This is a genomic window from Variovorax sp. OK605, from assembly GCF_900115445.1.
Classification (GTDB): Bacteria; Pseudomonadota; Gammaproteobacteria; order Burkholderiales; family Burkholderiaceae_C; genus Variovorax.
This window is the reverse complement of the sequence record NZ_FOWL01000011.1, coordinates 202700-223574: the sequence shown is the minus strand read 5'-3', so window position 1 is coordinate 223574 and position 20875 is coordinate 202700. Positions and strand designations below refer to the sequence as shown.

Sequence of the window (20875 nt, the reverse complement as noted above, 5' to 3'; positions counted from 1 at the left end):
GAGTCCTGCGCATGATGAATCGAACCGACCCCGTCTGGCTGATCACCGGATGTTCCACCGGCTTCGGCCGTGAACTCGCCAAGCTGGTGCTCGCGCGCGGATGGCGCGCCGTGGTGACGGCGCGCAACGCGGCGCAGGTGGCCGACATTGCCGAAGGCCACGGCGAGCGCGCGCTGGTGCTGCCGCTGGACGTCACGCGGCGCGAGCAGGTCGAGCACGTGGTGGCGCAGGCGCGCCAGCATTTCGGGCGCATCGATGCGCTGGTCAACAACGCGGGCTACGGCTACCTCGCCGCCATCGAGGAGGGCGAGGACAAGGAAGTGCGCGACATGTTCGAGACCAACGTCTTCGGGCTCATCGACATGACCAAGGCGGTGCTGCCCGTGATGCGGGCGCAGGGCAACGGGCTGGTGGTGAACGTGTCGTCCATCGGCGGGCTGTCGAGCTTTGCGGCCACGGGCTACTACCACGGCACCAAGTACGCGGCGGAGGGCATCTCGGAGTCGCTGGCCATCGAGGTCAGGCCGCTGGGCATCGGCGTGCTGATCGTCGAGCCGGGGCCGTTTCGCACGAACTGGGCGGGCCCGTCGATCAAGCAGTCGGCCACGCGCATCGAGGCCTACGACGCCACGGCGGGCGAGCGCCGCAAGCAGACGGCCGCGCGCAGCGGCAACCAGGCCGGCGACCCGGTGCGTGCGGCGCAGGCCATCATCGATGCCGCGCTGTCCGACAACCCGCCGCTGCGGCTGGTGCTGGGCAAGGCGGCGCTCGACCTGGCGCGCAAGAAGCTCGAGTTCATGCGCGGCGATTTCGATGCGTGGGAGTCGGCGACGCTGGGCGCCGACTTTCCGCCGGGCGAGGGCTGAGCCAGCGGCTCAGGTCTGGATGTAGGGGGCGGACACCTGCGCGGCGCCTGCCTTGGCGCCCGGTTGCGGCTCGCCCATCATCTCGCGCAGCGTCGACTCGATCATTTGGGACATCGCGTCCAGCGCCAGGTCGTTGGGCTCGGTGCCGAAGGGCTCCTCGATCTCGGCGCCCAGCGCCTCCAGCGCGAAGAAGGTATAGGCGATGAAGGCGACCACCACCGGCGTCATCGGCCCGATGGCGTCCACCAGCCCGAAGGGCAGCAGCACGCAGTACAGGTAGATGGTGCGGTGAATGATCACCGAGTAGGTGAACGGAATCGGCGTGCTCGCAATGCGCTCGCAACCGCCCAGCGCCTCGGTGAGGCGGCCCAGCGGCACTTCCATCGACTGGGCGAGCATCGGGTCGAGCCGGCCGGCCTGGCGCTGGCCGCGCATCCATTCGCCCACCATGAGCAGCAGCACCGCCGGCTTGAACCGCACGGCCTGCAGGCGCGCGCAGTCTTCGGGCGGCAGCAGCCGCGCGAGGTCGGCCGCGGGGTCGGTGCCGCGCAGCTGGTGGCGCAGCGCATGCACGAAGGCGATGAGGCGCAGCGTGGGCACGTTGGCCTGCGCGGGCGCATCGGCCAGCGTGAGCACCTGCCGCACCAGCGAGCGCGTTTCGTTCAGCAGCGCACCCCACAGCGTACGCGCCTCCCAGTAGCGCGAGTAGCTCGTGCCGTTGCGAAAGCCCAGGAAGATGGCCAGCGTGAGGCCGATGAGCGAGAAGGGCACGAAATTCAGCGGCACCTTCCACTGGAACACCCGGCCGTGCAGCACGGTCACGAGCACGGCGAAGGCGGTGGTCCACAGCAGCTGCGGCAGGATGGCCAGCAAGACCGAGCCACGCCATACGAACAGCATGCGCAGCCAATGGGGGCGGGGTCGGACGATCATCGGTCGGCGATTATCCGCGTGCGACCGATGACCGAGGCGGGCTACAGCACGTAGCAGTTGTTCAGGATGATGTTGCGCGCATCGGTGCTCGCCAGGTAGGCAATGAACGCGTCGACCGCGGCATTGCTCGACCCGCTGCGCCCGCGAATGGCCACGGCGTCCTGAAGCAGGCGGTCATGCGGCGGATTGCCGTTGACGGTGGCCGGCGTGTATTCGAAATAGCTGCCCGTCAGGGAACGGACCGCGCCCGCGCCATTGCACACCTGGGATTTGGCGACGAAGCCCATGTTCGGATATGCCGTTGCGCCGGTGCTGGCATTGACGGCGTTATAGGTGGTGCCGATCGTCGAATATTGCGTGAATTTGGCGTCGTACGAACCGCTGGGGTAGGTGATGCCATTGACCCGCGTCAGCACCTGCTGCGCGGCGGTGCCATAGGGCGCCGTGGTGGGGTTGGCGATCGCGACCTGGCCATTGGCGTAGGCATAGCTCGCGGGGCTGGGAAAGCCGCCCGAGCCCGAGCTGCTCACGTTCGCACCGTACTTGGACCACAGGATCAATTTGCCCTCCGCATAGCGGAACGGCACCTGCACCACGCTGGAATAGCTGGTCCGCAATGCGGCCGGCGTGGTGTCGTCCGCCGCAAAGAACAGGTCATAGGGCGTGGTGCCGCCGGGCGAGGACAAGGCGGTGCCGATGGCGGTCTGGAAATCCCCGGTGGCGCCCGACGTCACGGTGAACGAGGTCCCCGAATACGGCAGGCCGGCCAGCGCATAGGCGTCGATGAGCTGGTTCAACGCGCCCTGGAAGTTCGCAGCCACCGCCACGGTGACCGTTTGCGCCCAGGTGGCGGGCGCGGCCAGCATCAGCACGCTGGCTGAAACACTCAATGCGATTTTCCTGATTGCCTGTTTCGATACTGTTTGGGACACGGTTTCTCCTCGTTGAATTAAATGGGCCGTGGTGCGTTTCGAATAAAAACGCAATTCGGGCGAGTCGAATGAATTTCTCCCTGCTCTTCTTTTTTTGATGAATCTGATTTGCGCCGTATATTTGCCGGCATATAGAGCGCATAAGAAATCGGGTTGCATGCCTGGAATGCGCGCCGCTGGTTTGCACCGAGAAACAAAAAGTTAAGCGGTCGCTATACTCGCAGAAATATAACGAAGAAGGTGGATAAATGAAGAGGGCGCCGTCCGGTCAACATCCCTGCGCGGGATTGTTTAAAACAAAAGTCTCCTTCGCCATTTCGGCGCTTCTGCTTTCTTATTCATCGCCGGGCTGGGCCGCGCCGCAGGGCGCCAGCGTGGCCGGCGGCGTGGCGGCCGTCACGCGCACGGGCAGCGTCACCCACATCGACCAGGGCACGCAGCGCGCGGTGATCAACTGGCAGGGCTTCAGCATCGGCGCGGGCGAGACCGTGAACTTCAACCAGCCCAATGCTTCCGCGGTCACGCTGAACCGCGTGGTCGGCAACGAGCGCAGCGTGATCGACGGCGTGCTCAACGCCAACGGCAAGGTGTTCCTGGTCAACGCCAGCGGCGTGCTGTTCACAAGGGGCAGCAGCGTGAACACCGCCGGCCTCGTGGCCAGCACGCTCGACCTCGACAACGCCGACTTCGAGGCCGGCCGCTACGTCTTCAAGGGCAGCGGCGGCTCGGGCTCGGTCGTCAACATGGGCACGCTCACCGCGGCCAGCGGCGGCTACGTCGCGCTGCTGGGCGGCACGGTGTCGAACCAGGGCGTGATCGTGGCGACCAAGGGAACCGTGGCGCTCGCCAGCGGCGAGAAGATCAGCCTCAACTTCAACGGCGACTCGCTGGTGAGCGTGAGCATCGACGAAGGCACCTTGAACGCGCTCGTCGAGAACAAGGGGGCCGTGCAGGCCGACGGCGGCAAGGTGTTCCTCACCGCCAGGGCCGCCGACGACGTGCTGGGCAGCCAGGTGAACAACAGCGGCATCGTGCAGGCCCGCACGCTGGACGACCTGAAGGGCGACATCGTCGTGCATGCCTACGGCGGCACGGCCAGCGTGGGCGGCACGCTCGACGCATCGGCGCCCGTGCGCGGCGACGGCGGCACCATCGAGACCTCGGGGCGCAGCGTGAAGGTGGCGGACGACGCCAGCGTCACCACCCGGGCCGCGAACGGCAAGACCGGCACGTGGACGCTCGACCCCGACGGCTTCACCATCGGCGCGGGCGGCGACATCCGCGGCACCACGCTGGGCGCGCTGCTGGGCAACAACAACATCGCCATCGAATCGACCGGCGGCAACGGCGCGGACGGCCACATCCACGTCAACGACGCTGTCAGCTGGTCGGCCGACACCGCGCTGACCTTGAGCGCGACGAACGACATCCGCATCAACGCGCCGATCACGGCCACCGGCGCGAACGCGGGACTGAGGCTGAACTACGGCGGCGACTACCGCATCGACACCGACCACGGCGTGTCGGTCACCCTCGGCGGTGCGAATGCGAGCCTGGCCATGAACGGCAACGCCTACACGCTGGTCCACAGCATGAGCGACCTGGAGGCCATCGACGATGCGGGTGGCGTCGCGGCAGGCCGCTACGCGCTGGCGGGCAACCTCGATGCGTCGGGCAAGACCTACACCAACACGGTGGTCTCGAAGCTGTCGGGCACGCTGGCGGGGCTGGGCCACACGATCGCCAACCTGACGATCGCGGAGCCGAAGCAGACGAGCGGCCCCAGCCTGGTTGAGACGGGCCTGATCGGCACGGCGCAAAGCGGCAGCATCGTGCGCGACATCGGGCTGTCGAACGCCAGCGTGAGCGCCTATGGGCGGGTCGGCGCACTCGCGGGCGTGAGTGCCGGGCGCATCAGCCAGGCCTGGGTGAGCGGTGCCGTCACCGGCGCCAGCAGCGTGGGCGGGCTGGTGGGCGTGAACAACGGCACCATCGAGCGTTCGTACGCCACCGCCACCGTGACGGGCTCGTCGCTCTACGAGGGCTACAGCAGCATCGGCGGCCTCGTCGGGCAGAACAGCGGCGCGGCCAGCCGCATCGCCGACTCGCATGCCACGGGCAACGTGACGGCCCTCAATGCGTTCGAGTTCAACAACGGCTCCATCGGCGGGCTGGCCGGCGGCAACCTCAACGGCACGATCGCCAATTCATATGCAACCGGCCGCGTGACGGTGTCGGACAACGCAATCACGGTCGGCGGGCTGGTCGGGCTGACCGGGGGCGCAACCGGCCTCATCACGAACTCGTATGCCACCGGCGACGTCACGGGCGGGCAGGGCAACATCGGCGGCCTGGCGGGGCGCAACATCTCCGGCGGGCGCATCGTCGACTCCTATGCCACAGGCAACGTCACCGGCGGCGCCCGCGTGGGCGCCATTTCCCCGAACTTCGGCGGGCTGGTGGGCGAGAACAGCGCGGGCACCATCTCGGGCTCGCATGCGAGCGGCACGGTGACGGCTTCTTCGGGATTCGCCGGTGGCCTGGTCGGCAGCAGCGGCGGCACCGGCGCGAGCATCAGCAACTCCAATGCAAGCGGCGACGTCAAGGGCGGCGCCGGCAGCTACGCGGGGGGCCTGGTCGGCTACAACAGCGACAGCAGCACCATCTCCGGTTCGCGCGCCTCGGGCGATGTCACGGGCGAGAACGCGGGTGGCCTGGCGGGCGGCCACTCCGGCACCATCACGGGCTCCGAGGCGAGCGGCCATGTGACGGGCTCCAACGCGGCTGGCGGCCTGGTCGGGCTGATGGGGGGCGGCACGGTGACCGACTCGCGTGCCAGCGGCGACGTGACGGGCCGCGACAACGTGACGGGCGGGCTGGTGGGTGAATTCCGCGGTGGCGTGATCGACAAGTCGTTTGCCACCGGAAGGGTCGTGACCGAGAGCGGCGGCCCCGGTGCCCTGGTCGGAAGCAGCACAGGCACGGGCACCGTCACCAACAGCAGCTACCGCGATGTGGCGGCCGAGGCCGAGGCGCAAGCGGCGGCGCGTGCCGCAGCCGAGGCCGCAGCGCGTGCCGCAACCGAGGCAGCCGCCGCGGAAGCCGCCGTGCAGGCCGCGGCACGGGCTTCCGCAGAAGAGGCCGCCCAGGCCACCGCCAACGCCACGGCCGCAGCGCAGGCCTTGGCCTTTGCCGCAGCCCGCGCCGCCGAGCTGCAAGCCCGCGCCGATGCCGGCGCGCGCCTCGCATCGGCCGCCGAAGCCGACGCCCGCCGGCAAGCCGAAGAGCGCCCCGTGTTCGCCACCACCGCGAGCCTGGCCCCCCGGCCCGTTGCCATCGCGGACCACATCGTCTTTGCCGACCGGCGCAACTTCTCGGCGAACGTGCAGCGCATCGAAGTCGATGGCCAGGTCTTCGACCTCGAGGACGAGGCCGCACCGCCAGCGTCCACAGCGCCGGTCCGCAAGCCCTAGCCAGGCATCGCGTTCGCGCAGGAGGCGCGCCCCTCGCGGGGCCGCTTCGCGCGCGGGCTGCTGACAGTGCTTCGCGCCTTTCATCCTCAGCCATCTCCGTCATCTTCCGATTCTTCCGCCGTGACATGAACCCGACTTCCCGCGCCTTGTCTTCCCGTCTTCCGCCCCACGCACTCGCCACCCTGTTTGCACTGTGCCTCTGCGCCATCGACAGCCATGGCCAGGCGCTGCCGCTGCCCAGCTACGGCATCGGCGACGCCGTGCGCGAGGCGCAACAACCGCCGCGCCCGCCCGCGCCCGCCAGGCCTCCCGCGCCGGTGATAGACGCGCCGCAGGAGCGCCCCATGAACCTGCCCGCCGGCGAGACCCTGGCGGTGCGCGCGTTCCGCGTGGAAGAGGGCGCCGAGCTCGTGCCGCAGGCCGAACTGCAGCTGGCGCTCGACCCCTACCAGGGCCGCGCGCTGTCGATGGCCGAAATCGAGCAGGCCGCGGCGAAGGTCTCCGCGCTCTACCGCGCCCACGGCTACCTCGTGGCGCGTGCCTACGTTCCGCGCCAGGACGCCAGCGGCGGCACGCTGGTGATCCGCGTGCTCGTGGGCACCTACGGCAACTTCGCGCTGAAGAACCGCTCGCTGGTGCGCGACAGCGTGCTGGGTGACGTGTTCGCTTCGGTGAGAGGGCAGCGCGCCGCCGCCGTCACGCCCGTTGCCCCTGTCTCTCGCGCCGAACTCGAGCGCGCGATGCTGCTCGTGAGCGACATGCCCGGTGCCACGCTGCCGCGGCTCACCGTCTCGCCCGGCGAGGCGCAGGGCACGTCCGATTTCGACATCGACGTGGGCGAGGCGCCGCGCGTCGGCGGCTACGTGGCCGGCGACAACCACGGCTCGCGCTACACCGGCCGCAACCGGCTCAGCGCGGGGCTCGACATCAACTCGCCCTTCGGCATCGCGGACAAGCTGTCGTTCAACCTCATGGGCGCGCAGGGCGGCGGGCTCGACAACGCCCGGCTGGCCTACAGCCTGCCGCTGGCCGCCAATGGCCTTCGCGTGGAGTTGGCCGCGTCGCGCACCAGCTACCACCTGGGCGCGGACTACAGCGACCTCGAAGCCCGCGGCCGCGCGCACACGGTGGAGGCCACGTTCAGCTACCCGCTGGTGCGCAGCCGAGAGCAGAACCTGTCGCTGAGCCTGAACCTCGCGGCCCGCCAGTTGCGCGACGAGATTGGCGCGGTCGACTCGGTGAGCGACAGGCGCGTCAAGGTCGCCACCTTCGGCGCGCAGCACGAAGCCTGGGGCAACGTCTTCGGCCGCGCCGGCTACACCAACCTGAGCGCGGGGCTGACCTGGGGCCACCTCGGCATCGACGATCCCGCGCAGCGGGCGGTCGACTGTGCCTGCGCCAACACCCTGGGCAGCTTCGCGCGGCTCAACCTGCGGCTGGCCGCCGGCCTCGAACTCGCGAAGGACTGGAGCGCCAACGGCACGCTGAGCCTGCAGAAGGCGCTGCGCAACAGGAACCTCGACGGCAGCGAGCAGATGGGCATCTCGGGGCCCGGCGGCGTGAAGGCGTACCGCGAGTGGGTGAGCGGCGACAACGGCTACCTGTTCAACCTCGAGCTGCGGTATGCGCTGCCCGCGCAGGAAGGCCTCGTGCATTCGCTGGGTGTGTTCGCGGACGTGGGCCGCGCCTGGCAGCAGAACAGCAATGACGCCGCCGGCAACGGTGTGCGGCTGTCCGATGTGGGCGTGGGCTATTCCGCGCGCTACCGGTCGATGTTCGCGCGCGTGCAGGTGGCGCGGGCTGCGGGCGCGCGGCCGCAGGAGTTCGCGCGCGACGGCAGGACGCGCGTGCTGCTGCAGGCCGGCGTGCTCTTCTGACATGGCCCGAGAAGAAAGGAAAACCGAATGAACGCGAACTGGCTCACAGCCGCCATCGACTACGGCGTGATCGGACTGCTGGTGGTGCTCAGTGTGGTGGTGGTGGCCATCGGCATCGAGCGTGCATGGCTGTACCGCAGCATCGACACCCACGCCGTGCGCGACATCAAGTCGCTCGAACTGGTGCTCACGCGCAAGCTCTTCGTCATTGCCTCGGTGGCCAGCAATGCGCCCTACCTGGGCCTGCTGGGCACGGTGTTCGGCATCATGCTGACCTTCTACAACATGGGGCAGGACAGCGCGATCGACAGCGGCAAGATCATGGTCGGCCTGGCGCTCGCGCTGAAGGCCACGGCCGTGGGGCTGGCGGTGGCGCTGGTGTCGGTGGCGCTCTACAACACGCTGCTGCGCAAGGCGCAGGTGTTGATCCTCGAATGGGAGATCGCGCGTGACCGACAAGCCGATTGACAGCATGAACATGCTCCCCTTCGTCGACATCATGCTGGTGCTGCTCACCATCGTGCTGACGACGTCGAGCTTCATCGCCAGCGGGCGCATTCCGGTGAACCTGCCGCAGGCCAGCGCCAGCCGGTCGGACACGGCGCACACGCAGACCATCGCGATCGACGCGGCGGGCACGGTGCACTTCGGCGGCGAGGCGGTCGACACCGACGCGCTGAAGGCCAGGCTCGCGCCGCTGGACCGGCAGACCGCATTCCTGCTGCGCGCCGACCGCACGGTGCAGCTGCAGCGCTTCATCGATGTGGCCGACGTGCTGAAGCAACTGGGCTTTGCCAAGGTGGCCGTGCAGACGGAGGCCGGCAAGCGATGACCGGTGCGCCGCCGGTGCAGCGCGTGCGGCCGGTGCTGGCGGTCGGCTTCGGCATCTCGCTGCTGCTGCATGCGCTGGTGCTGTTGCCGTGGCTGCTGCTTGGACGCGCCTCAGCGCCGCCACGGCCGCCACCGCCTCCGCGCGAACAGCTCGTGGTCGACCTGCTCGGATTGGTGGGCAACCGGCAGGTCGAGCAGCAGCAGGCGGGAAGGCCCGCACCGGAGCCTGAGCCACACCCACAGCCACAACCCCAGCCCGAGCGCCAAGCCGCGGTGAAGCCCGTGCCTGCGCCGAGGCAGCCCGTACGCAAAGAGCTTCGGGAGAGGGCGCCTGAGCCTCCGCGGGCAGCACCGAGCCCGGTGTCGGTTCCCGCGCAGCCGGCGGAACCCGCCCCGCCCGCGGCTGCGGTGGCTGCGGCACCGCAGCCCCTCGGCGCCGAGGAAGATCGCGCCCGGCAGACCGTGCGTGCGCGCGAGACCGACGCGAGCGTCTTGCGGCAGTACCTCGCGAGCCTGAGGAAGGCGGTGCAGTCGAGGCTGGTCTATCCGTCCGAGGCACGCGAGGCGGGCCATGTCGGCGCGCCGGCGATCCGCTTCACGCTCACGGAGAGTGGCGATATCCTGGCGGGCTCGCTCGCGGTGCAGCGCAGCAGCGGCCATGCGGCGCTGGACGAAAGCGCGCTGCGCGCCGCGCAGTCCAGCGTGCCTTTCGAGAAGCCGCCGCGGCAGATGAACGTGGTGATTGCGGTTGCGTTCGCGAAAGAAAGCAATTGAGAAAAAAGCGCGCCGGCGTCCAGCGGCGGGTGCCGCCTATCAGGCCTGGGCAAGCCGGGTTCGCAAACGGCGATACCCGATCACGATGCCCGTGAGGCTCACCAGCAAGCCGCCCACGCTCAACAGGATCAACACCGCGTCGCGCGCCGATGCCCAGCGCAGCATGGACTGCAGGTCCCAGCTGTGCAGGAAGCTGAAGAGCCAGCGGCCCCGGCGCTGCGCGCGGTCCGCGCTGACGGCGATGTCGCCCGTGTGCGGGTCGAGGTAGACCCAGGTGTCCTGCGCATCGCCGAAGCGGATGCGCCAGACAGGCAGGCGGCGCTCGGCGGCGCCCATCATGGCCTCGGGCTGGCGGCCGTAGTAGTGCAGGTCGTACTGATCGAGCTGTTCGTGCGACACCATCGGCGCGCTCATCAGGCGTTGGCCCGCGCGCAGAAGCTCGGCGTCCGGCCACTGCATCAGCACGCGGTAATCACTGCCTTCCTGCACCACCAGGCGCGTGTCGTTGGCCGCGTTGCGCGCCAGCACGAAGGGCCGGCCACCGAGCACCCGCCATTCCAGTTCGCTCGCCTGGAAGTGCGCCGCCTGCAGCAGCGCCAGCAGCTTCGGCACCGGCAGCGCGAGCCGCGTCTCCTGCGGGCTGCCGCCGCGGTAGGCCGCCACGTTCGGCCGCGCTCCCTTGGCGTCGAAGACGCCCAAGGGGTTCATCGACATCAGCCCGCTGAAGATCCATGTGAACACGATCGACGCGAACACCAGCCCCAGCACGTGATGCCAGTGCAGGTGGAAGTCGCGGTAGGGCGAGCGGGAACCCGACTTGTAGCGCCCGCTGAACCGCCAGCGCCAGATGCCCGCCACCGTGCCCGTGACGGACGTGACCACGCACACGGCCGAGAGCACGATGACGATCCAGCTCCACGTCGCGTCCACCGAGCGGTCGCGAAACATGTAGAGCCAGTGCAGCCAGGCGCCGACGTAGTTCCACAGGCGCTGGGCGCGTGGTGCGTCCATCACCACCTGGCCGGTGGTCGACGACACATACAGCAGGGTGCGGGCGGCATCGTGCATCTGCACCTCATGCAGCGGACGGTGCGCGTCGAGCCCGCGCGAATGCGTCCATCGGTCTTCCCGCACCTGGCCGAGGTAGCTTGCAGCCGCGCCGGGGACGAATGCCCTTGCCGCACGCGTGGCAGCCGCTGCGTCCACCGGCGGCGCCGGCGTGCCGTCGACGGCATCCGCCACGGCGTATCCGCCGCCCTTGCCACGAACGATGTAGCGGGCGCGGCCACCCACGGTGCCCAGCACCACCTCTTGCGCGGCGCCGTGCGCGCGGCCGGGCGCCAGCGCGGCGTCGACCGGCACGCAGCAGGTGCCCGCGTCCAGCGGCGGCAGCGCCTGCATGCGTTCCCACGGCGTCAGCTTCGGGTAGCCCACGAAGAGCATGACCACCCCGCTCACGAACCACAGCGCCATCAGCACGCAGGCAGCCACGCCCGTCCAGCGATGGACGAGGTAGGTCAGGCGTCTTGCGCGTTTGCTCCAAGTCATCGGACGGCCCCGTCCATCAGAAGCGGTGGTACGCCGTCAGCTCGACGCGGCGCCCGTCGCCCACGAACCATTGTGTGTTGGTGTAGTAGGCGGTGGTGTAGTAGCGCTTGTTGAACACGTTGAAGCCGCGCAGCGTCAGCGTGGTGTCGGGCGTGACCTGCCAGCGCAAGGCCAGGTCGGTGGTGGTGTAGGCGGGCAGCGCCAGCGTGTTGGCGTTGTCCGCGTAGCGCTTGCCGACGTAGCGCAGGCCGGAGCTGAGCGTCCATTGCGGCAGGAAGCTCCAGCTCACCCACACGTTGGCCAGCCGCCGCGGCACGTCGGTGGGAACGTTGCCCGCGCGCGAGACGGCCACGCCGCGCACCGTTTCGGAGAAGTCGTCGTAGCGCGCGCGAAGCAGCGAGGCGTTGGCGTCGAGTTGCCACCCCGACGCGAACGCCATGGCCAGCGTCGCCTCGATGCCCTTCGACGAGCGCTGCCCCACCTGGATGCTTTGCGCCGGGTTGCCCGGGTCGCGCGTGACGAGGTTGTTCTTGGTGATGTGGTACGCGGCCAGCGTCCATTCGCCGCGCTGGCCCCAGAAGGCCTGCTTGAGCCCGACCTCCGCCTGTTTGCCGGTGGAAAGCGCGAACTTGCTGTTGGCGGGCGACAGCATGAGCAGCCCGCCGACCGGGTCGGCCGCCTTGGCGAACTGCGCATACAGCGCCAGGTTCGGCACGATCTCGAACACGGTGCCGATGCGCCAGCCGGTGTTGGAGAAGGACTTGTCGAACGACGGCGTGCCGGCGACGAGGTCGCGCCGCGAAATGCGCGCGTGGTCGTGGCGCAGGCCGCCGATCAGCGACCAGCGCTCGCTGAGTTCGAGGCGGTCTTCCGCGAACACGGCCGACTGCCGCGCTTCGTTGGTGTAGCGCGGAATGAAGGGAACGCTGCTGTAGAAGACGCCGGGCACCGGGTTGAGCGGATCGACCGAAGGCGATGCGCCCACGTAGGTGTTGTTCGTGTGCGTGAACGAACTCGTGTTCACGTCGAAGCCCACCGACGCCTGGTTCTTCAGGCCGAACAGCCGGCCCTTGAAAGTGGCGTCCGTCGTGTTGCCGGTCTGCGACTGGTTGTGCAGGATCTCGGTGTTGCCCGACCGGTCGATCAGCCCCGTGCGCGGGCTGTAGGCATAGGCCTCGGCATTGCGCCAGTAGCGCGTGCTCTCGATGCGGTAGAGCCGGCTGCGCACGCTCATGTCGGCGCCGGGCGTCCACTGCGCCGCGAGCTCGCTCCAGCGGTCGTCGTACCGGATGGCGCTGTCGCCCACGTTGTAGTTCTTCTCGCGCAGCGCCGGCAGTTGCCGGCCATCGACCAGCGGCGTGCCGAAGTAGCGCATCGGGTTCTGCCTGCCTTGGGCGTGGCTGAGCTTCAGGCTGAATTCGGGCGACACGTCGAGCTGCACCGCACCGGAGATCGTGCGGTTGCGCGAGTCGCCCCTGTCGACCCAGCCGTCGGACCGGTCGCCGCTCAGGTCGAGGCGGTAGGACAGCTTGTCGTTGATGGCGCCGCCGCTGCCCAAGTCCAGGCGCTGCGTGCGGTCGGTGCCCAGCGTGGCCTGCACCTCGTTCTCGATGGGGCCGTGCGCCGGCTTCTTGGGAATGACGTTGACCACGCCGCCGATGGCGCCGTCGCCGTAGACGACCGAGGCCGGGCCGCGCAGCACCTCGACGCGCTCGACCGACCAGGTGTCGAACGGAAACGTCACGCCCACGCCGCCGTACTGGCGCATGCCGTCGTACAGCCGCATCACCGAGGTGGTGTCGGTGAAGCCGCGCGCGGACAGCGACGAGCCGCCGTTGCCGGGGTGCGCCAGGCTGCTGATGCCGGGCGAGCGGGTGATGGCGTCGACCAGGCTGGCGTCGCCACGCTCGCTGAGTTGCTCGCGCGTGAGGGTGCTCACGCTGGCGGGCGTCTGCAGGGGCGTGAGGCCGAGGCCGGAGCCGGTCGACACAGGGGCGGCGAGGCTCGCGTCCTGGGTGGCGGTGATCGACACGGCGGGCAGCGTGGCCTGCGCATCGGCGGCGGAGGCGGAGGCGGCGAAAGCGGGCAGGGCCACGCACGGGAATGCCGCGGCCAGTGCCAGCGACAGGAGGGTCTTGTTCATGGGAAATCTCTCTTCGGGCGCGCCCAGCCACGCACGGGCGCGCCGACTCATTGCAGGGACGGGCCGCGCGCGGTTCGCCCGATTCACGGGCGGCACGTCACGCGCGGCAGGTTCGAGAAAGCGTCAGGAGAGAGAAGGGGGCCCGCGCGCGGGCAGGGGCGCCGCGGTGGCGGCGGCGATGTGCGCCGAAGGAACCGGCCGCGTCGCATGGGCGAGCGGCTGAAGCACGGGCAACGCGAGCGTCGGCGTGGCGGGCGGCGCGCCGACCATCACGCACAGCGGGCAGTCCATGTGGGCAAGGCCCATTTCCTGCGCGCCGTCGTCGGTGTGCACGATGGCCTTCACCAGGCCGTTGGTCGAGCACACGAGTTCGATGGACTGCGGGTTCACGACCGGCGACGCAATGGCCACGCCGAGCGACAGCGCGAACCAGAGCAGCACCCCTCGGACCAGGCTCGCACCCGGACGCCGCAAGCCCGCGCGCGTGGCGGGCATGAGGTGCTGGATGGCGCGGGTGGAAGACATCGGCGCGGATTATCGGCGACGTGTGGCGTGGCCGCGCAACTGCTGTCCCCCTGTTCCGAAAGGATCAGGCCTGCACCGCGCCCGCCGCACCTGCCATGCCCGCTACGCCCGCCATGCCCGACGCGCCCGCCTTCATGCGCGCGATGAGCCACCGCCCCGCGGGCCCGGGCGGCGCCGATGCGGGGTGCACCGCGGCCATGGTCAAAGGCGTGCCTTCGCGGGGCATGTCCTCGATGTCCAGCCGCACCAGCTTGCCCGAGGCAATGTCCTGCTCGACCATGTGCAGCGGCATGCTGCCCCAGCCGACGCCGTCTCTCAGGAACGCATGCTTGGTCGAGAGGTCGGCCAGGCGCCAGGTCGACGGCGACAGCACGCCGAAGTCCTGCCCCGCGAGCAACGGCGAGCGGTCGGTCAGCACCAGCTGCACGTGCCTGGCCAAGGCATCGCGGGGGATCCGCCCCGCCCAGGCCGCAAGCGGATGCGCCGGTGCCGCGACCATCACCAGCAGCACCTGGCCCAGCCGCTCGCTCGTGAGCGACGGGAAGGCCATCGGCAGGACGCTGAGAAAGCCCAGGCTGCAGCGGCCGTCCATCACGGGCTGGTACGCGGCGCCCAGGCCTTCGACGAAGAGCCGCAGCGGCGTGAGCGGGAAGCGGGTTGCGAACTCCTTCGCCGCCTCGGTGATCGCGGCGGTGGGGAAGAACACGTCGACCACCACCGAGAGCTCGGCCTCCAGGCCCGCGGACATCAGCCGCGCGCGTGCCTTCAGCGTGTCCACGCCCGACACGATGTTGCGCGCGTCCGCGAGCAGCAGCACGCCTTCGGGCGTGAGCTTGGGGTAGCGCCCGGAGCGGTCGAACAGCACCACGCCGATCTGCGCCTCCAGGCTGCCGACCCAGCCGCTCACGGCCGACTGCACGCGGTTGAGCTTGCGGGCCGCGGCCGAGAAGCTGCCTTCGTCCACGGCGGCGATGAAGGTGCGGAGCTGGTCGAGTGAAACGCCGTCGAGCATGGAATGTCAATCCATCCCAAAAGGAGATGGATCGAATCTCAATATACCGTCTTTTCAGATCGGACCGAAGCGCCCACCATTGGCCCATCGATCAACGAACACCTCACGGAAAGCTCCCATGACCTACGCCATCATCGGCACCGGCAACGTCGGTTCCGCCCTTGCCCGCCACTTCGCCCGCGCCGGCATCGACGTGGCCATTGCCAACACCCGCGGCCCCAGCTCGCTCGCCGCGCTGGCGGAAGAACTCGGCGGCCATGTCACCGCGGTCGCGCTGCCCGAGGCCCTTGCCGCCGACGTCGTGATCCTGGCCGTGCCGTTTCGCGCGCACGCCGATGTGGCACGTGCGGCCACCCAGGGCTGGACCGGAAAGATCGTCGTGGACGCGATGAACACCTATGGCATTGCGCCGGAAGAACTGAAGGGCCAGGCCTCCAGCGACGTGGTGGCGGGCGCGTTCCCGGGCGCGAAGGTGGTCAAGACCTTCAACCAGCTGCCCGCGAAGCTGCTGGCGGCCGACCCTGCCGACAGCGGCGGGCGTCGCGTGATGTTCGTGGCGGGCAACGACGAGGCGGCCAGCGCATCGGTCGCGCAGCTGGTGGACGCGCTGGGCTTTGCGCCCATCGCGCTTGGCAGGATCGACGAAGGCGGCGCATTGCTGGCACTCGGCGGGCCGCTGGTGCTGAAGAACCTCGTCAAGCTCGGCTGAACCGACGCGGCGGCGGCGCTGCGCGCCCTTCTGGAGCTACAGCTACAGCACGAACCAGCCGACCGCCACGTAGTGGCTCGCGGTGCCCGCCAGCACGAACAGGTGCCAGGCCCCGTGCGCGTGCCGGAAGCCTTGCCGGTTGCGATAGAACACCGTGCCCGCCGTGTACAGCACGCCGCCGACCAGCAGCCACATCAGTCCGGCGGCGTCGAGCCGCGCGGCCAGCGGCACGGCCGCGAGCACGCCGAGCCAGCCCATGCCGATGTACAGCCACAGCGGGGGAGGCTTGGGCGCGCCGCCCTTGGCCGGCGCCAGCTCGCGCCAGATGCCGAAGAGCGCCGCGCTCCAGATGATCGCCAGCAGCAGGCCGCCCCACACGCCCTGCAGCGTGACCAGCGCGAAGGGCGTGTAGGTGCCCGCGATCAGCAGGTAGATGGCGCAATGGTCCGCCCGCTCCCACATGCGCTTGAGCCGACCGCGCGTGCTGTGGAAGAGGGTGGAGGCCGCGTACAGCGCCACCGCCGAGAGCGAGAACACCAGCGCCCCCGCGATGCGCGCGGGGTCGCCGGTGGGCACGGTCTTCGCGAGCAGCAACGCCGCCGCGGGCAGCGCGAGCAGCAGGCCGAGCAGGTGGCTGTAGCCGTTGAGTCTTTCGCCAGGGTACATGGGGTGCGCGGCCTGCTGTCTTCGGTCTGCGTGCGGTGCGGCGCCTCAGCGGCCCGTTTCCGTCAGGTACGTCTTGCGCGCGGCGAAGGCGGTGTTCGCGAAGTCCGAGAACACGCCGTCGATGCCCGCGCGGAAGTACAGCAGGTACTCGGCCACGGGGTCGCCCTTGTACAGGCCGGCCAGGTACTTGGCTTCGTTGCGGAAGGTGTAGCTGTGCACGAAGAGGCCGGCCTTGTGGGCGTCGGCGATCAGCGCGGTGGGCTTCACGGTGTTCACGTCGGCCAGGCCCTTGTTGGGCGTGACGAAGGGCGCGATGGTGTGCGCCATGACCTGCGGCTTCCACGGGCCGATGCCGTCGGCATAGGTCTTCACCTCGGCCAGGCCGGCGGGCGTGAGCATTTCGCCGAACCACTTCGGGTTGCCGGCCAGCGTCCAGCTGTAGGGGCGGCCGTCGACGAAGGTGTAGACGTCGGTGGTCACGTAGATCATCTCGCCCGTCTGGTAGTTGACGTCGTTGCCGTCCACCAGCTGCACCGCGCGGGCCTTCAGGCCGGCCGAGCGCAGGTACTTCAGGCTCTCGGGCTCGAAGCTCTGCACGAAGATCGGCGCGTCCTTGCGGTTGAGGTCGTTGAAATTCATGATCTTCAACAGCGCGTCTTCCAGCGGGTGGCTGCCCACCGGGCCGCAGCCGTTGGCAATGGCCTGCGCGTTGTTCCAGATCGGGTTCTTCGTTTCCGGGTACACGGTGAGCGCGCGGCCGGTGGAGGCGCTCTTGGCCTTGGCGATGTCGATCACTTCCTGGAAGCTCAGGATCGGCAGCTTGCCGTTGAGGTCGGTGGGGCGCAGGTCCTTGGCGTCGTAGGTGGTGCCGCGGATCCACTGGCGCAGCTCGTCCATGGTGAAGTCGGTGATGGACCAGTCGTCGGTGTGGTCCTCGCCGTCGACGATGAGCGACTTGAGCACCGACTTCGAATCGCTCGGGTCGGTCAGGTCGCTCAGGTACTGGGCCGGGCCGTTGGCTGCGATGGGCGGGTACGTGACGTTGACCAGCACGCCCTTCACCGTGCGCTTGCGCCCGGCGACGGTGGCGTTGGTCTTGGCCACGTCGGCCACGTTGGTGTTGTCGCTCAGCCAGGGGTTGTGGCGCGCCACCAGCACGCAGTCCTTCGTGAGGTGCAGGTCGGTCTCCAGCGAATCGGCACCGGCGTCGGCCGCGGCTTCGTAGGCGGTCCTTGTTTCTTCCGGATACAGGCCCGGCAGGCCACGGTGGCCGATGACAAGGGGCACGGAACCGTCGAGCGTGCCCAGCGGCGCGGGTGCGGGCGGGGCCGGGGCTGGCGCCGGGGCCGGCGGGAGCACCGGAAACGCGATGCCGCCGCCACCGTTGCCGCCGCCACAGGCGGCGATCACGAGGCAGCCGCCGACAGCGGCAATGGCCGCCACGACGGCGCGAACCGGACGGGGGGCGGGTGCAGGAACGCTCTTCGTTGTTGTCATGTGCGGTCTTGGGATGGTTGTGGAAGGAGATCGAAAGCCGCCGGATGCTAGGTTTGGCCCATGACGGGACAGTGACCGGCAAACTTTTCCAACACTGCGAATCACCCGCGACCACAACCGGCCGCAACCGACCACTACCAAGAGCTCTCGAGCAGCTTTACCGAACCGCGCCGTGCTGGCGCCCGCTCAGGGCCGCGTCCCCACCAGCACCGGCTGGAAGAAGGCATCGTCGATGCGCCGCACCTGCGCCAGCCCCGCCTCGCGCATGAGTTCGCACAGCCGCGTCGTCGACACCGCGTAGTAGCGCGAGCGCATCACGCGCGTGCGCACCTCGCGGGTCGCGAGGTCTTCGGTGACGAAGAAAAAGCCCAGGTCGTAATGCGCGCCCCGGCCGCCGTCGTCGAAGTCCCAAACCTGGAACAGCACGTGCCGCTGGCCGTTCTCGACGCGCGCGCCGTAGTGCTTCACGAGGTTGCTGCCGCGCGCCTCGCTGTCGTAGTCGCGCACGCTGACCACGCAGCCGCCCCCGGGGCGCAGGCATGCGGTCATCTGGCGCAGGGCGGTGAGCAGGTCGTCGTCGGTCTGCAGGTGCGGCATCGAGTTGTCGCACGACATCACGATGTCGAAGCCGCCGCCGTGGTGCGTGTGCGCCTCGCGCATGTCGCACACAGAGAAGGCGACGTCGAGGCGGCGCGCCTGGGCCTCGCTGCGCGCGCGTTCGATCTCGCGCGCGGACAGGTCCGACGCCGTCACCCCGTGGCCGAGCGCGGCGAGCCCGAGCGCCTGCGTGCCGATGCCGCACGACACGTCGAGCACCTTGCGGGGCTTGCCCTGGCCAGGCCATTCGGCCTCGATGAGCTGCGAGAGCCGCTCGCCCTGTGCGCGGACGCTCTCGTTCCAGTCCGGATAGATCAGGTGGTAGAGCGGCGCGAGGGTGTCGTAGAAGTTGTCGGTCATGCGCTCATTCTGCGGAGCCGGCGCGCAGCGCGGCCTCGTACACCGCGAGGTCGCTCGCCGAGAAGCAGCAGAACACCACCTCCTCGACCGACGTTTCGCCCTGCAGCGCCTCGCGCACGGTGGTCACCGCCACGCCGGCCGCCAGCTCGACCGGATAGCCGTAGATGCCCGTGCCGATGCTCGGGAACGCGATGCTGCGCACGCCTTGCGCGGCGGCGATCGCCATCGACCGCCGGTAGCACGCGGCGAGCAGCTCGGGCTCGCCCGATGTGCCGCCGCGCCACACCGGGCCGACGGTGTGCACGATGAAGCGCGCGGGCAGCCGATAGCCCTTCGTGAGCTTGGCTTCACCCGTCTTGCAGCCGCCCAGCAGCCGGCATTCGTGCACCAGGTCCGGGCCGGCTGCGCGGTGGATGGCGCCGTCGACCCCGCCGCCGCCGAGCAGCGAGGAGTTGGCGGCGTTGACGATGGCGTCGACCTGCAGCGTGGTGATGTCGGCGCGCAAGGCGCGAAGGGTGTGAGTCATGGCGTGGCTTGTCTGGTCTGTCGACAGGGCAATCATGCCGCGTCGGCCCGACAATCCGCCGGTCCATTCACCCACCATGTCCAGATATCCAGCAGCCACTCTCACCGGTCTCGGCCTGGCGTTGTCCCTGGCCGCCTCGGCCTTCTTCTTCTGGGCCTGGTACGACCGCTACCTGAGCCGCGACTTCAACGAGCTCGGCCGCTTCTACGACGCCGAATGCCAGTGCGTCTACACCACGGCCGGCATGGTGTGGGTGCTGCCCGCGGGCGCGTTCCTGCTGCTGGCCGTCGGGCTGCTTGCACTGGTGGTGCGCCGCACACGCGCCCGCAAGCCCTCGGCGCCACGCGCCTCCTGACCGCGCAAACCCCAGTCGGGCAAACCCCGCTTCCTGCGGTTGTTTCGAGTCCTTACGATCCGCTCGCCGGACGCGATCGACCGGCACCTGTCCGCCGCCATGGCGCCGATCTTGCATGAGCCCGGGTTGTTCTCAACCCGAGGGAGAGTCGATGAAAAGCTTCTTGCCGTGGCGCCGCGCAGGCCTTGTCCTGTTCGCGCTGGGGGGCGCCATGGCGATGGCCGCGCAAGCGCAAGCGCAGGTGGTGCAGCTCAAGTGGGGCCACGTCTACGAGCCCACGAGCATCTTCCACCAGCAGGCCGAGCTGGCGGCGCGCAAGATCGCCGAGCAGTCCGAAGGCAAGATCAGGATCGAGGTGGTGCCCTCGTCGAAGCTGGGGCAGGAGTCCGACTTTCCGCTGATGCTGGCGAACGACTCGGTGCAGATCGCCTACGTCGGCGAGGCCACATTGGCCGAGGGCTATGCGCCGCTGGGCCTGGCGAGCTACCCCTTCGCCTTCAAGGACCTCGACCACATGCGCCGGTACCTGGCGAGCCCGTTGCTGGCCGAACTGATGAAGGGCTACAACGAGAAGAGCGGCAACCGCATGGTGGCCGCCGTGTACTACGGCGCGCGGCAGGTCACCTCGGCCAGGCCGCTTGCGAAGCCGGAAGACTTTCGCGACCTGCGCCTGTACGTGCCCGACGCCGCGGCCTACCAGCTGTTTGCCACCGCGCTCGACGCCAAGCCGGTGACGCTGCCCTTCATGGCGCTCTATGGTGCGCTGAAGAAGAACGAGGTCGAGGCGCAGGAAAACCCGCTGGGCATCGTGCGCTCGAAGAAGCTCTATGAAGTGCAGAAGTACGTGCAGCTCACCGCGCACGTCTACGACACGCTGGGCATCGTGATCGGCAAGGCCGCGTGGGCGAAGCTTTCGGCGCCGCAGCAGGCCATGGTCGAGAAAACGCTGGCCGATACCGCGAAGTGGACCAACGTCGGCGTGATCGCGGGCGAACTGGAAGACGAGCAGTTCCTGCGCGGCAAGGGCATGACGGTGTCGCCGGTGAACCGGCAGCTGTTCCTGGAACGCATCGCCAAGCGTTCGACGCCCGAGCAACTGGGTGCGCGGCCGGGCGACTTCCGGCGGCTGCAGGCGCTGGCCTCGGGCGCGAACTGACGGCGTTGTCTCGCGTGCGGCTCATGCGCGGCGGCTGAGACCCCGCTTCCTGGCGGAAGCTGTTGGCGTGCACCTCGGCGATGTCGGCGGCGTCG

Annotated in this window: 19 protein-coding genes; 9 read left to right on the top strand and 10 right to left on the bottom strand. The window is 69.3% G+C overall.

The features are described 5' to 3' along the window. Positions 1-11 precede the first annotated feature (11 nt). A complete protein-coding gene (locus BM013_RS27360; protein WP_093130922.1) occupies positions 12-866 on the top strand; it encodes an oxidoreductase in 855 nt (284 codons plus the stop codon). Between the two features lie 9 nt (positions 867-875). Here the strand turns inward: BM013_RS27360 and BM013_RS27355 are convergent, their stop codons facing one another. Both BM013_RS27355 and BM013_RS27350 read right to left on the bottom strand, forming a co-directional pair. Continuing rightward, positions 876-1799 (bottom strand): bestrophin family protein, encoded by a 924-nt coding sequence (locus tag BM013_RS27355; protein ID WP_093130920.1) that lies wholly within the window; start codon positions 1797-1799, stop codon positions 876-878. Between the two features lie 41 nt (positions 1800-1840). Continuing rightward, a complete protein-coding gene (locus BM013_RS27350) occupies positions 1841-2890 on the bottom strand; it encodes a substrate-binding domain-containing protein (protein WP_093130918.1) in 1050 nt (349 codons plus the stop codon). Positions 2891-3018: 128 nt separating this feature from the next. Here BM013_RS27350 and BM013_RS27345 point away from each other — a divergent pair, with 128 nt between their 5' ends. The 5 genes from BM013_RS27345 (at position 3019) to BM013_RS40670 (ending at position 9686) form a co-directional block, all read left to right on the top strand. Then, positions 3019-6204, top strand: a complete 3186-nt coding sequence (locus BM013_RS27345) for a two-partner secretion domain-containing protein (RefSeq protein WP_177225576.1) — start codon at positions 3019-3021, stop codon at positions 6202-6204. Positions 6205-6350: 146 nt separating this feature from the next. Then, positions 6351-8081 (top strand): ShlB/FhaC/HecB family hemolysin secretion/activation protein, encoded by a 1731-nt coding sequence (locus BM013_RS27340; RefSeq protein WP_218153689.1) that lies wholly within the window; start codon positions 6351-6353, stop codon positions 8079-8081. A gap of 27 nt (positions 8082-8108) precedes the next feature. Further along, complete coding sequence (gene exbB, locus BM013_RS27335) at positions 8109-8549, top strand: TonB-system energizer ExbB (RefSeq protein WP_093130912.1); 441 nt, start codon at positions 8109-8111, stop codon at positions 8547-8549. Between the two features lie 4 nt (positions 8550-8553). Then, positions 8554-8913, top strand: a complete 360-nt coding sequence (locus BM013_RS27330; protein WP_218152721.1) for an ExbD/TolR family protein — start codon at positions 8554-8556, stop codon at positions 8911-8913. Continuing rightward, the gene (locus BM013_RS40670) at positions 8910-9686 is read left to right on the top strand and encodes a TonB family protein (RefSeq protein ID WP_143098357.1); all 777 of its coding nucleotides are present in this window, start codon (positions 8910-8912) and stop codon (positions 9684-9686) included. The genes BM013_RS27330 and BM013_RS40670 overlap by 4 nt, the downstream gene beginning before the upstream one ends. Before the next feature lie 39 nt (positions 9687-9725). Here the strand turns inward: BM013_RS40670 and BM013_RS27320 are convergent, their stop codons facing one another. The 4 genes from BM013_RS27320 to BM013_RS27305 form a co-directional block, all read right to left on the bottom strand. Beyond that, positions 9726-11234 carry a PepSY domain-containing protein gene (locus BM013_RS27320; protein WP_093130906.1) on the bottom strand — a complete coding sequence of 503 codons (1509 nt, stop codon included), beginning with the start codon at positions 11232-11234 and terminating at the stop codon, positions 9726-9728. 16 nt (positions 11235-11250) lie between these two features. Continuing rightward, positions 11251-13377 carry a TonB-dependent receptor gene (locus BM013_RS27315; protein ID WP_093130904.1) on the bottom strand — a complete coding sequence of 709 codons (2127 nt, stop codon included), beginning with the start codon at positions 13375-13377 and terminating at the stop codon, positions 11251-11253. 123 nt (positions 13378-13500) lie between these two features. Next, positions 13501-13872 (bottom strand): DUF2946 family protein, encoded by a 372-nt coding sequence (locus tag BM013_RS27310; protein ID WP_177206599.1) that lies wholly within the window; start codon positions 13870-13872, stop codon positions 13501-13503. Positions 13873-13966: 94 nt separating this feature from the next. Next, the gene (locus BM013_RS27305; RefSeq protein WP_093130902.1) at positions 13967-14914 is read right to left on the bottom strand and encodes a LysR family transcriptional regulator; all 948 of its coding nucleotides are present in this window, start codon (positions 14912-14914) and stop codon (positions 13967-13969) included. Between the two features lie 118 nt (positions 14915-15032). Here BM013_RS27305 and BM013_RS27300 point away from each other — a divergent pair, with 118 nt between their 5' ends. Continuing rightward, positions 15033-15623: an NADPH-dependent F420 reductase gene (locus BM013_RS27300; protein ID WP_093130900.1), complete on the top strand. Its 591-nt coding sequence runs from the start codon at positions 15033-15035 to the stop codon at positions 15621-15623. 42 nt (positions 15624-15665) lie between these two features. Here the strand turns inward: BM013_RS27300 and BM013_RS27295 are convergent, their stop codons facing one another. From BM013_RS27295 to BM013_RS27280, 4 genes are all read right to left on the bottom strand, one after another. Beyond that, complete coding sequence (locus BM013_RS27295) at positions 15666-16289, bottom strand: PAQR family membrane homeostasis protein TrhA (protein WP_093130898.1); 624 nt, start codon at positions 16287-16289, stop codon at positions 15666-15668. A 45-nt stretch (positions 16290-16334) separates the two neighbouring features. Beyond that, positions 16335-17786, bottom strand: a complete 1452-nt coding sequence (locus BM013_RS27290; protein WP_093130896.1) for a glycerophosphodiester phosphodiesterase family protein — start codon at positions 17784-17786, stop codon at positions 16335-16337. A 186-nt stretch (positions 17787-17972) separates the two neighbouring features. Beyond that, positions 17973-18743 (bottom strand): class I SAM-dependent methyltransferase, encoded by a 771-nt coding sequence (locus BM013_RS27285; RefSeq protein WP_093130894.1) that lies wholly within the window; start codon positions 18741-18743, stop codon positions 17973-17975. A 4-nt stretch (positions 18744-18747) separates the two neighbouring features. Continuing rightward, positions 18748-19269: an O-acetyl-ADP-ribose deacetylase gene (locus BM013_RS27280; RefSeq protein WP_093130892.1), complete on the bottom strand. Its 522-nt coding sequence runs from the start codon at positions 19267-19269 to the stop codon at positions 18748-18750. Between the two features lie 76 nt (positions 19270-19345). Between BM013_RS27280 and BM013_RS27275 the strand changes: the two genes are divergently transcribed. Together BM013_RS27275 and BM013_RS27270 are read left to right on the top strand one after the other, a co-directional pair. Further along, positions 19346-19624: a hypothetical protein gene (locus BM013_RS27275; protein ID WP_093130890.1), complete on the top strand. Its 279-nt coding sequence runs from the start codon at positions 19346-19348 to the stop codon at positions 19622-19624. Between the two features lie 151 nt (positions 19625-19775). Continuing rightward, the gene (locus BM013_RS27270) at positions 19776-20780 is read left to right on the top strand and encodes a sialic acid TRAP transporter substrate-binding protein SiaP (RefSeq protein ID WP_093130888.1); all 1005 of its coding nucleotides are present in this window, start codon (positions 19776-19778) and stop codon (positions 20778-20780) included. Positions 20781-20875 lie beyond the last annotated feature (95 nt).